At 67.7% G+C, this 11,653-nt stretch carries 11 protein-coding genes; 7 read left to right on the forward strand and 4 right to left on the reverse strand.

The features are described from left to right. Positions 1-2 precede the first annotated feature (2 nt). From tilS to folE, 4 genes are all read left to right on the forward strand, one after another. Entirely contained in the window at positions 3-1,010 is a 1,008-nt protein-coding gene (gene tilS / locus M6444_RS18350; RefSeq protein WP_298330790.1) for a tRNA lysidine(34) synthetase TilS, read from the forward strand. 29 nt (positions 1,011-1,039) lie between these two features. Continuing rightward, positions 1,040-1,591, forward strand: a complete 552-nt coding sequence (hpt, locus tag M6444_RS18355) for a hypoxanthine phosphoribosyltransferase (RefSeq protein WP_298330792.1) — start codon at positions 1,040-1,042, stop codon at positions 1,589-1,591. A gap of 238 nt (positions 1,592-1,829) precedes the next feature. Continuing rightward, the gene (gene ftsH / locus M6444_RS18360; RefSeq protein ID WP_298330795.1) at positions 1,830-3,836 is read left to right on the forward strand and encodes an ATP-dependent zinc metalloprotease FtsH; all 2,007 of its coding nucleotides are present in this window, start codon (positions 1,830-1,832) and stop codon (positions 3,834-3,836) included. A 22-nt stretch (positions 3,837-3,858) separates the two neighbouring features. Next, entirely contained in the window at positions 3,859-4,440 is a 582-nt protein-coding gene (folE, locus tag M6444_RS18365; protein WP_363326424.1) for a GTP cyclohydrolase I FolE, read from the forward strand. A 3-nt stretch (positions 4,441-4,443) separates the two neighbouring features. Here the strand turns inward: folE and M6444_RS18370 are convergent, their stop codons facing one another. Genes M6444_RS18370 through M6444_RS18380 form a run of 3 tightly spaced genes read right to left on the reverse strand, consistent with a single transcriptional unit; the run spans position 4,444 to position 7,483 of the window. Further along, positions 4,444-5,262 carry a carbohydrate ABC transporter permease gene (locus M6444_RS18370; protein WP_298330800.1) on the reverse strand — a complete coding sequence of 273 codons (819 nt, stop codon included), beginning with the start codon at positions 5,260-5,262 and terminating at the stop codon, positions 4,444-4,446. Then, positions 5,259-6,164 (reverse strand): sugar ABC transporter permease, encoded by a 906-nt coding sequence (locus M6444_RS18375; RefSeq protein WP_298330803.1) that lies wholly within the window; start codon positions 6,162-6,164, stop codon positions 5,259-5,261. Before M6444_RS18375 ends, M6444_RS18370 begins: the two co-directional genes overlap by 4 nt. Then, on the reverse strand, positions 6,161-7,483 hold the full coding sequence (locus M6444_RS18380) for an extracellular solute-binding protein (RefSeq protein WP_298330806.1): 1,323 nt from the start codon (positions 7,481-7,483) through the stop codon (positions 6,161-6,163). The genes M6444_RS18375 and M6444_RS18380 overlap by 4 nt, the downstream gene beginning before the upstream one ends. 244 nt (positions 7,484-7,727) lie before the next feature. On the opposite strand from M6444_RS18380, the gene M6444_RS18385 reads away from it, so the two are divergent. After that, the gene (locus tag M6444_RS18385) at positions 7,728-8,729 is read left to right on the forward strand and encodes a LacI family DNA-binding transcriptional regulator (RefSeq protein ID WP_298330809.1); all 1,002 of its coding nucleotides are present in this window, start codon (positions 7,728-7,730) and stop codon (positions 8,727-8,729) included. Between the two features lie 139 nt (positions 8,730-8,868). Here M6444_RS18385 and M6444_RS18390 read toward each other — a convergent pair whose 3' ends face one another. Continuing rightward, positions 8,869-9,012: a GPGG-motif small membrane protein gene (locus M6444_RS18390; RefSeq protein ID WP_298330812.1), complete on the reverse strand. Its 144-nt coding sequence runs from the start codon at positions 9,010-9,012 to the stop codon at positions 8,869-8,871. A gap of 115 nt (positions 9,013-9,127) precedes the next feature. Here M6444_RS18390 and purB point away from each other — a divergent pair, with 115 nt between their 5' ends. After that, entirely contained in the window at positions 9,128-10,561 is a 1,434-nt protein-coding gene (gene purB, locus M6444_RS18395) for an adenylosuccinate lyase (protein WP_298330814.1), read from the forward strand. A gap of 309 nt (positions 10,562-10,870) precedes the next feature. After that, positions 10,871-11,650, forward strand: coding sequence for a helix-turn-helix transcriptional regulator (locus tag M6444_RS18400; protein ID WP_298330817.1), 780 nt, complete (start codon positions 10,871-10,873; stop codon positions 11,648-11,650). Positions 11,651-11,653 lie beyond the last annotated feature (3 nt).

An 11,653-nucleotide genomic window follows, 5' to 3' on the forward strand; every position in this document is an offset into this window, starting at 1 on the left:
CGATGCCGCCAGCGCACCTGGACGTCCGGCGTGCGGTCCGCGACGAGCTGCGCGACGCCCCGGGTGGGGCCACCGTCGTGGTGGCCTGCTCCGGCGGCGCCGACTCCTTGGCCCTGGCCGCGGCGCTGGCGTGGGTCGGCCCGCGGCTGGGATTGCGGGTCGCGGGGATCACCGTCGATCACGGGCTGCAGGAAGGTTCGGCGCTCCGGGCGCGCGGGGTGGCGGCGACGATGGCGGGCTTGGGATTCGATCGCGTCGAAGCCGTACACGTCGACGGGCGCGATGGTGCCGCCGGCCCGGAAGGCAACGCGCGAGCCGCGCGCTACCGTGCGCTGACCGCTGCGGCCGGCCGGTTGGCCGCCCACGCCGTCCTGCTCGGGCACACCCTCGACGACCAGGCCGAGACGGTGCTGCTGGGGCTGGCGAGGGGTTCGGGCGCGCGGTCGCTGGCCGGCATGCCGCGCCGATCCGGCATCTTCCGGCGTCCGCTGCTCGGGCTGCGTCGGGTGCGGGTGCGCGCCGCGGTGCCCGAGGGGCTGGCCACGTGGGACGACCCGCACAACGCCGACCCGGCCTTCGCCCGGTCCCGGGTCCGCCACCGGGTCCTGCCCGTGCTGGAGGCCGAGCTCGGTCCGGGTGTGGCCGAGGCGCTGGCTCGCACGGCGGATCTGCTGCGGGCCGACACCGACGCGCTCGAGGCCCAAGCTGCGGCGGCGCTGCGCGATTCGGTGGTCGAGGCGTCGTGGCCGTCGCAGGCCGACGACGGGCCTGATCGCGACCAGGGCTACGACGTCACCCGGCTGGCCCGGTTGGCCGATGCCGTTCGGTTGCGGGTGCTGCGGCAGGCGGCCATCGCCGCGGGCAGCCCGCCCACCGATCTCACCGCGGCGAACGTCCTGGCCGTCGATGCTCTGGTGATGCGCTGGCGAGGTCAGACCGGCATCGACGTTCCCGGCGGCCTGCGGGCCGTGCGACGGGACGGGGTGCTGAGGTTCGCCTCGTCGCGCTGACGTGGCCGCCGTATGGCAGGCTGCGGTACGTGGATCCCCAAGACGTCGACGGCGACCTTGAAACGATCTTGTTGTCCGAGGAAGAGATTCAACGCCGGCTGGCGGAGATGGCCGCGGACATCGAGAAGGACTACGAAGGCAAGGACCTGCTCGTGCTGGGGGTGCTCAAGGGCGCGGTCATGGTCATGGCCGATCTGACCCGGCACCTGTCGCGCCACGTCGAGCAGGACTGGATGGCGGTGTCGTCCTACGGGTCGGGCACCCGTTCGAGCGGTGTCGTGCGCATCATCAAAGATCTCGACACCGACATCACCGATCGGCACGTGCTCGTCGTCGAGGACATCATCGACACCGGCCTCACCTTGTCGTGGCTGGTGTCCAACCTGCGCTCGCGCGGCCCGGCCTCGGTCGAGATCTGCACCCTGCTGCGCAAGCCGGAGGCGGCGAAGACATCGGTCAAGGTGAACTACGTCGGCTTCGACATTCCGAACTCGTTCGTCGTCGGCTACGGGCTCGACTTCAACGAGAAGTACCGCAACCTGCGCGTGGTCGCGACGCTGGCACCGCACGTGTACGCCTGATCAAACTGGGCAGACGCCGCCACGTGTGACCGATCATGCATGGTGCTGTGGGAACACGCGGGCTCACCAGCGACGTTCTCCTAGTGTCGCGGGCAGGTGCGAATGGTATCGCGAGTCTCCAGCAAGGTATCGTCGGGTTTGGAATCCGACGCCTTCGGTGAGATGTGGGATCAGTCCGCGTCGTCAGCTGAGGTTGCCAGCCGATCTGCAGGAGGAACGAGGCCGACGGTCTCGCATCATGAACGCCAAGCGATTCACGCGACCACTGATCTGGTTGCTCATCTTCGTGCTCGCCGCCGTCGTGTTGAGCAGTGTGCTCAACGACTCCAACGGCGTCGAGGAGGTTGACACCGCCCAGGTCGTCGCCGAGATCGAGTCCGGCAACGTCAAGTCCGCCAAGATCACCGGCGGCGACACGCAGGAGATCGAGCTCACCCTCAACGACGACACGCGGATGTCTTCGCAGTACGTCGAAGGGCAGGGCATCCAACTCAAGGACGCACTGCAAGAGCAGTACCAGGCCGGCAACCTGCCCGAGGGCTACGACGTCGAGGTTCCTCAACCCAGCCTGCTGTGGGGCATTCTCGGCACGCTGCTGCCGTTCTTGATCCTCGGTGCGCTGATCTTCTTCTTCATGACCCAGATGCAAGGTGGCGGCGGCCGGGTCATGCAGTTCGGCAAGTCGCGGGCCAAACTCGCGTCCAAGGATGCGCCCAAGACCACGTTCGCCGATGTCGCCGGTGCCAACGAACCGGTCGAGGAACTACACGAGATCAAGGAGTTCCTGCAAGAGCCGGCGAAGTTCCAGGCCGTCGGGGCCAAGATCCCCAAAGGTGTGCTGCTCTACGGTCCTCCCGGAACCGGTAAGACGTTGCTGGCGCGTGCCGTGGCCGGCGAGGCCGGGGTGCCGTTCTACTCCATCTCGGGTTCGGACTTCGTCGAGATGTTCGTCGGTGTCGGTGCCTCCCGCGTGCGCGACCTGTTCAAGGAAGCCAAAGAGAACGCACCGGCCATCGTTTTCGTGGATGAGATCGACGCGGTCGGCCGGCATCGCGGTGCGGGCATGGGCGGCGGTCACGACGAGCGCGAGCAGACCCTGAACCAACTCCTGGTCGAGATGGATGGCTTCGACGTCAAGACCAACATCATCCTGATCGCGGCCACGAACCGTCCCGACATCCTCGACCCCGCCCTGCTGCGCCCGGGTCGCTTCGACCGGCAGATCGCCGTCGAGGCGCCTGACCTCGAGGGCCGCGAGAAGATTCTCGGCGTGCACGCTCGGGGCAAACCGATGAGCGAGGACGTCGACCTGCGCGCCGTGGCCCGGCGCACCCCCGGGTTCACCGGCGCCGACCTCGCCAACGTGCTGAATGAGGCCGCGCTGCTGACCGCGCGCAAGAACGAGAAAGTGATCACGCCCGAGGCGCTCGACGAGGCGATCGACCGCGTGGTGGCGGGCCCGCAGAAGAGCTCGCGGTTGATGAAGGACGAAGAGAAGCGCATCACGGCCTACCACGAGGGCGGGCACGCGCTGGTGGCCGCTGCCTTGCACCACACCGACCCGGTGCACAAGGTCACGATCCTTCCGCGGGGTGGCGCGCTGGGCTACACGATGGTGCTGCCCGACGAAGACAAGTACTCCACCACGCGCAACGAGATGCTCGACCAGTTGTCGTACATGATGGGCGGACGTGCGGCCGAGGAGCTCGTCTTCCACGACCCCACCACCGGTGCCGCCAACGACATCGACAAGGCCACCACGCTCGCTCGCCGCATGGTCACCCAGTACGGCATGACCGAGCGGCTCGGCGCCATCAAGTTCGGCTCCGACCGGACCGAGCCGTTCCTCGGCCGCGAACTGAGCCACGAACGCGACTACTCCGAGAACATCGCCGGTCAGGTCGACGAAGAGGTCCGCAAGCTCATCGAGGCCGCACACCAGGAGGCGTTCGACATCCTGGTCGAGAACCGTGAGGTGCTCGACAACCTGGTCCTGGAGTTGCTCGAACACGAGACGCTCAACAAGGAACAGATCGCCGAGATCTTCGCCCCGATCCGGCGCCGTGATCCGCGCCCGCCGTGGACCGGTTCGCCCAACCGCAAGCCATCCGATGAGGGCCCGGTGCCCATCCCGATGAAGGTCTCCACCAACGGCAAGGAATCCGGTCACGAGCAGGGCATCGTGGTCGGGCCGGACCAGGACCACGCCACGGTGAACGACCCGGAGCCTCGCGGTGAGCAGTGATGAGCTTGAGGGCGAGCTCGACCTGAGCATTCCGAACCGCAAGTTCGACCACGCTCGGGCCGAGGCGGCCATCCGCGAGCTGCTGATCGCCGTCGGCGAAGACCCTGATCGGGACGGGTTGACCGACACGCCGGCCCGGGTGGCGCGTGCTTACGAAGAGATGTTCCGGGGCCTGCATGAGGAGCCGTCCGAGGCGCTGACCACCACGTTCGAGCTCGGGCATGACGAGATGGTGCTGGTCAAGGACATCGAGCTGGCGTCGATGTGCGAGCACCACCTCGTCCCGTTCTACGGGTACGCCCACATCGGCTACATCCCCGGCCCTGGAGGCCGCATCGCGGGCTTGTCCAAGCTCGCCCGGCTGGTCGACGTGTTCGCCAAGCGCCCGCAGGTCCAGGAGCGGCTCACCACCCAGGTCGCCGACTCGCTGCGCGACCTGCTCGACGCAGGCGGCGTCATCGTCGTCATCGAGGCCGAGCACCTGTGCATGACGATGCGTGGGGTGCGCAAGCCCGGCGCCAAGACGCTGACCAGCGCTGTGCGAGGGCAGTTGCGTGACCCGGCCACCCGGTCCGAGGCGATGAGCCTCATCATCGGCCGCTGAAACCTACTTGCCGGTGCCGGCGGTGAGCCCAGCCAGGAGCCACCGACGCCCGACCAGGTAGACCACGAGCAGCGGCAGGACCGACAGCATCACGGTCGCCATGATCAGCGGGACGTTCAACCCGTACTGGCCCTGCAGGTCCCACAACCCCAACGTGAGGGTGCGTACCGACGCGCTCTGCGTCAGGACCAGCGGGAACAGGAAGCCGTTCCAGGCTTGCATGGCCGCGAAGATGCCGACGGTGGCCAGCCCAGCCCGCGACAGCGGCAGCACGACCGACCACATCGCCTGCCACGGTCCCGCCCCGTCGAGGTGCGCGGCCTCGAACAGTTCGCGCGGAATGTCGCGCAACCCCGACGTCAGCACCACCACGGACAGCGGCAGCGAGAACGCCGCGGTCGGCAGGATCACCGCGAGCAGTGAGTCGTACAGGCGCAGCTGCGTGATCAGCAGGTACACCGGCACGATCACCGCTTGGGACGGCACCGCGAGCCCGATGAGCAGGATGGAGAACACCCGGGCGACGGACCGGTTCGGGCTGCGCACGATGGCGTAAGCCGCCGGCAGCGACAACGCGAGGACGATGGCGACGCAGGCCGCGGTGACGATGACGTTGTTGACGAAGTAGCGGACGAAGTCCGACTGCAGGACCTCGGCGTAGTTGGCCAAGCTGATGTCCGCGGGAATGGACAGCGGCCCGGCCTGCAGGTAGTCGCTGGATTCGCGCAGGCTGGTGGCGATGACGAAGTACAGCGGGACGCCGACGACGACCAGCCAGATCAGCGCGCCGGCACCCCCGATGACGTTGGGGCGCTGTCTCATAGCCCCTCCCGCTGGCTGGCCATCCGGTGATAGCCGGTCACCCTGGTGACCAGGAGGGACAACGCGGCGCCGAGCGCGAGCAGGACGACGGCCAGCGCACTGGCATAACCCATGTCGAAACTTCGGAACCCTTCCAGGTACATGTGCAGCGGCAGGATTCGGGTAGCGGTTCCGGGCCCGCCTCCGGTGATGATCAAGATGACCTCGAAGTAGGTCAGCGACCCGACGACGATGAGGACGCTGGAGGTGATCAGCGTGTCCCGCAGCTGCGGCAGAGTCACCGAGCGGAACTGTCGCCAGCGCCCGGCACCGTCGATGGTGGCGGCCTCGTAGAGGGTATGCGGGATCTGCCGGGTGGCCGCCTGGTACAGCAGCGTGTGAAATGGCATGAACTGCCACGACACCACGAGCAGAATGCAATAGAACGCCAGCGTCGGGCTGCCGATGAAGTTGCCGTCCTCGACCCCGATCCATGGTCCCACCACCGACGCCAGGCCGAAGTTCGGATCGAACAGGGTCGTCCACAACAAGGCGATGGCCGCGCCGGACAGCAACAGGGGCATGAAGAAGATCGCTGCCAGGAGGGCACGACTGCGACCGGGCGCGGCGATGAAGACCCCCAGCGGTAGCGCGATCGCGGTCTGAAACAGCCAGGACAGCGCCGTCAGCGCGGCTGACTTCCACAACGAGTCGAAGAAGATCGGGTCGTCGAGCAGCCTCGCCCAGTGGTCGCCACCGAGCCAGGCCGGGGTACCGATGCCGCTGTACTCGGTCAGGCTGAGATACACCACGGCGCCCATCGGCAGCAGCGCGAACAAGCCGAAGAACAGCAGCACCGGGGCGGCCCAGACGAGTCCCGGCCGCCCCGCCGTGGCGACGGAGCCGTGCCGCGCTGGGGTCATTGCGCCGCCTGCTCCATGGCGTCGGCGAACTCCTCCGGAGTCATCTGCCCGTTGAAGACCTGCTGGATGTTGGTGAGCATGGTCTGAGAAAGGTCCGGCGGCAGCGCCTGGTCCCACGACTGGGTGAACGACGGCGCATCCCGGACCATCTCGTACGCATAGGTGTTGAAGTCGCCGAACGTGCCCTCACCGACCTGGTCCTCCAGCCCGGCGATGGCCGGCACCTGGCCGACCTCCATCATGCCCTGCACGTACTCGTCGGACGTCATCTGCGTCATGAGGAACTCGACGGCGGCCTCCACATCGTCGGACTGCGACGACACGGAGTAGAAGTTGCTGGGGTTGCCGACGATGCTGTCCGGGTTGCCCGCCCCGCCTTCGATCGCCGGGAAGTCCGCCCAGCCGAGCGTGCCGGCCTCGATGAATTCGGGGAAGTTGTCGTTCAGCCCGGTCACCTCCCACGACCCCATCAGCTCCATGGCGGCGCGGCCGCTGGTGAGCAGGGCTTGCGAGCCCTGGTTGTCGTAGTTCACCGACGCGTAGTTGGTGCCGAAAGCCCCGGCGTCCACGAGTTCGCGGACCATCCGCATCGACTCGACCACGGCTTCGTCCTGCCAGGCGCCCGGTTCACCGGCGACGATCGCCTGGAACTTCTCCGGGCCGCCGAGACGGTCGAGGAAGTACTCCAGGTACATGAGTTCCGTCCAGCCTTGCGACCCGGCCAGGGCGATCGGCTGGACGTCGATGGCTTTGAGCTTGTCGACGGCGTCCATGAACTCCGTCCACGTGGCGGGGAACTCCTCGATTCCGGCCTCGGCGAAGACGTCCTTGTTGTAGAAGAACGAGACCGGCTGCACACCCTGCATCGGCACGCCGTAAACCTCGCCGTCGACGGTTCCGACGTCCAGCACGCTGGGCAGGAAGGCATCTCGCACGTCGGGGTTCTCGTCGAGCGCTTCGGTGAGCGGGGCGACCTGGTCGGCGTCGACGTACTGCTCGAGGTTGCCGCCGCCCCAGTTGTAGAAGATGTCCGGCGCGTTCGGCGAGCCGATCGACGTCTGCAACTTGGACTTGTACGGGTCGTTGACGTACGTCGTCATCTCCAACGACGCGTCGTGTTCTTCGTTGAACCGGTCGATGGCCGCCTGCTGGACCTCGTTGATGCCTTCGTTCTGCAACGTCCACAAATGCAGGTCGGCGCCCGAGGAACCCTCCGATCCGGTTTCGCCCGGCCCGGAGGTGCCGCAGGCCGCCGTGGTGAGCAGCAGCGCGAGAACGGCTGCGCCGATGGTGCTTCGTCTCCTGGATGCGATCGCCATTTCGAAACCCCTGACCGAGAATTTTCGAAAACTTTCTGGATGTGTTGCGCTAGTAAACCGTCCGCATGTACTCAGGTCAAGACGGTGGAGCCGAACAGGTTCGGGTGATCCATCGTAGAGAAGCGCGCTGTTGGAGCGCTTTGGCCAGCCAAACGTTGCGATAGAGTTTCGGAAACATGCATGCCGGGAGCGCAGCCAGGCCTGGCGGGAGAGGGGCCGAGTCGTGAAGCCTGCACCGCATCGGGTGAGCCGTCCGACCCTGGCCACCGTGGCGGCCGCGGCCGGAGTCTCGCCCGCGACCGTCTCGAAGGTGCTGAACGAGCGCGGCGACGTGTCCGCGGCGACGCGGCGACGCGTCGGGGAGCTGTTGCGCCAGTACAACTACGCCCGGCCCGGTTCACCGCCACGGACCGCTCAGATCGTGGAGCTGGTCATCGACGGCCTGGACAGTCCGTGGGCCGTCGAGATCCTGCGTGGCGTGGAGCGGGAATGTCACGACAACAGCGTCGGTGTGGTCGTGTCGCGCTGGCGGCCGGACGACCACGGCAACAGTTGGGTTTCCGAGGTGTCGAAACACGGCAGCCACGGCGTCATCCTCGTCAAGGCACGTGTCACCGCAGCCGAGCGGGCGCTGTTGCGCGCCGCCCAGGCCGCCGTCGTGGTGGTCGATCCCGTCGACGTCGGCGAGAGCGACATCCCCAGTGTTGGCGCGACGAACTGGAACGGGGGGTTCGCAGCCACCGAGCACCTACTCGACCTCGGCCATCGCCGGATCGCGGCCATCGGCGGGCCGCGCGAGCTGATGTGCGCCCGGGCCCGGGTGGACGGATACCGCGCAGCGCTGGACCGGGTCGGTGCTGCTGGGTCCTCTGACGAGTTGGTGCGCTATGACGATTTTTCGTTCGCCGGCGGGTTCCGCCAGGCCAGCGACCTGTTGGCCCGGCCCGACCGGCCGACGGCGATCTTCGCGGGTAGCGACCAGCAGGCGCTGGGGGCCTACGAAGCGGCCCGGCAGGCGCGGTTGCGTATCCCCGACGACCTCAGTGTCGTGGGCTTCGATGACATTCCGCTGTGCGAGTGGGTGTCGCCGCCGATGACCACGGTGCGCCAGCCGTTGGAGCAGATGGGGCGGGTGGCCGCGAGCACGCTGCTTCAGGTGCTGCAAGGACGACACTTGGTCAGCCACCGGGTCGAACTGGCCACTGAGCTCAAGGTCCGGTGGTCGTCGGGACCACCGGGGTCCTGAGGGTCGGCGGGCTTTCCGGACGAACCGCTGCCGCCGGCCGCGCAGGCCATGTTCGTGCCTGCCGACATGCCAGCGGAGCGGGTTCGCACGGTTCTCAGGGACTTTCAGGGACGGGTACCGGTTCTCAGCCGGTGACGGATCAGGTGAAGACGCTCACGCCGCCGGGACCGACCAGCAGGCCGACCACGACGAGCACGATTCCCCACAGGATCTGCCCACGCAGCAGCGAGACGATGCCGCCGATCACGAGCACGACGGCGAGGATCCACAGCAGCAGGCTCATTGTTCGTTCCTCTCTTCGATCATCACGGTTGTTCGTGCCCTGATCGGCGTGTCCTAAACGTCCAGGTTCGCCCGCGGTGGTGCGGGCGGGTTCGCTCGTGGGCGACAATGAGGCAGTGCCTGACAAGTCGCAGATCCCTGATGTCCTCGCCGCTCGGTACGCCTCAGCCGAGCTGACCCGGTTGTGGTCCCCCGACGGCAAGATCGGTCTCGAACGCCGGTTGTGGCTGGCGGTTCTGCGCGCGCAACGCGACCTCGGCGTCGATGTCCCGGACGGCGTGATCGAGGCGTACGAGGACGTGCTCGACGACGTGGACCTCGCCTCCATCGCCGAGCGGGAACGCGTGACCCGTCACGACGTGAAGGCGCGTATCGAGGAGTTCAACGCGCTGGCCGGTCACGAGTACATCCACATGGGGATGACCAGCCGCGACCTCACCGAGAACGTCGAGCAACTCCAGGTCCGACGGTCGCTGGAGCACGTCCGGGAGCGGACGGTCGCCGTGCTGGTGCGCTTGGCCGCGCGAGCCACCGAGTACGCCGACACCCCGATGGCCGGGCGTAGCCACAACGTGCCCGCACAAGCCACCACGCTCGGCAAGCGGTTCGCTTCGGCGGCCGACGAGCTGCTCGTCGCCTTCGAGCGGATGGACGAGCTGATCGGGCGCTACCCGCTACGCGGGATCAAGGGGCCGGTGGGCACAGCGCAGGACATGCTCGACTTGCTCGGCGGCGACCACGAGCGCCTCGCTGACCTTGAACGGCGGGTCGCGCGGCACCTGGGCTTCGACCGGGTCCTGACCAGCGTCGGTCAGGTGTATCCGCGCTCGCTCGACCACGACGTCCTGTCCGCTCTGGTTCAGGTGGCCGCCGGTCCGTCGTCGCTGGCCACGACGGTGCGCCTGATGGCCGGTCAGGAATTGGTCACCGAGGGATTCCGACCGGGTCAGGTGGGCTCCAGCGCGATGCCGCACAAGATGAACACCCGCTCGTGCGAGCGGGTCAACGGTCTGGCGGTCGTGTTGCGCGGCTATGCGTCGATGACCGGTGAACTCGCCGGAGCCCAGTGGAACGAGGGCGACGTCTTCTGCTCGGTCGTGCGCCGGGTCGCGCTGCCTGACGCGTTCTTCGCCCTCGACGGGCTGATCGAGACCTTCCTGACCGTGCTGGACGAGTTCGGCGCCTATCCCGCCGTCATCGCGCGCGAGCTCGACCGTTACCTGCCCTTCCTGGCGACGACGAGCGTGCTGATGGCTGCGGTGAAGGCGGGAACCGGGCGCGAGACCGCTCACGAAGTGATCAAGAAGCACGCCGTCGACGTCGCACTCGACCTGCGCGAGCGGGGGCTGGAGCACAACGACCTACTGGACCGCTTGGCCGCCGACGACCGCCTGGGTGTCGACCGCGCCCATCTCGAGTCCCTGGTTCGCTCGCCGATGGAGTTCACCGGAGCGGCCCGGGCACAAGTGGACGAGGTGGTGCGGCAGGTGGAGCAGGTCGCGGCGCGGTACCCGGAGGCGGCCGCCTATGTTCCCGCGCCGATCCTCTGAGCCGCGGGCTGGGCGGCCTCACACCGCGCAATGAGCGCAGATCCAGGCCGAGCGTGAGGAGCCTAGGGCGACCGGCACAGGTTCGGTCTCGAGACGGTGACAAAGTCGGCAACTATCGACCACACCGTCACCCCCATCGAAACGACGCCCGAGCCCGCCAGGACGCTGAACCGCCCCGGTCGTTGAACTAGTAGAGCGGCTGGGTCGCATCATCGCGTCGTCCACAGGGGAACGTGGCGGGCCTTCGTTGTCCACATTGGCGGTTCGGCCCCTCGCGGCCGCCATCTCGCCGGATGCATCGTGGCTCACATGGATGCGGGTGGACTGATCAAGCGCGCGAGGGTCGCGGCCGGACTGTCTCAGCGGATGCTGGCCGAGCGGGCCGGTGTCAGCCGGCATGCGTTGTCGCGCTACGAGCGCGCCAGCCGTGTCCCGTCCATCAGGACGCTGACCACCATCCTTGCCGCTGCCGGTTGGCAGGTCCGAGCCGAGCTCGAGCAGCTCGACGCCGACGTGCGTGCGGCCATCGCTCGGGTGGCGGCTGAGCCGCTGGCCGACCGGATCACCGTGTCGCGATGGCTCACATTCACTGAGCTCGCCGACCTCGCGTACCGCGTGGAGGGGGCGGCTGCGGCGAATCTCCTGGGCGCGCCAATACCAGTGGACCACTACGACCTCGCCGTCGCCGATACCGATGAGACAGTCGAAGTCCTGGCCCGGCTGGCCACGGTGCATCGCTACGTCATCGAGGCGGGTCGTCGGCGGGGTGCCAGGTTCTACGCGGCGCGATCGACGCCGGACCAGTCCGCAGCGCGGCGGCTGCGGGACTGGTTTCGTGCACACTGCCCGGACGGGACATTCTGGTTGCGTTCCGGCTTCTCCGAAGCGCGGACTCGGTTCGCCGCCCCTGACGACGTCGCCCGGTACGTCGATGTGTCCACACCACACGGTCCGGTCCGGGTCGCGCCCCTGAACGAGATCGAGGGCGCCGACGACCACGCTCGCCGGGTGCTTCACGTGCTCCGGGAGATGACGCACGAATCCGGGGACGGTGTCGAAACCGACACCGTCCCCGGAACTGGTTCGTGAACC

Origin of the sequence: Haloactinopolyspora sp. (assembly GCF_027324685.1) — a bacterium.
Taxonomy (GTDB): Bacteria; Actinomycetota; Actinomycetes; order Jiangellales; family Jiangellaceae; genus Haloactinopolyspora.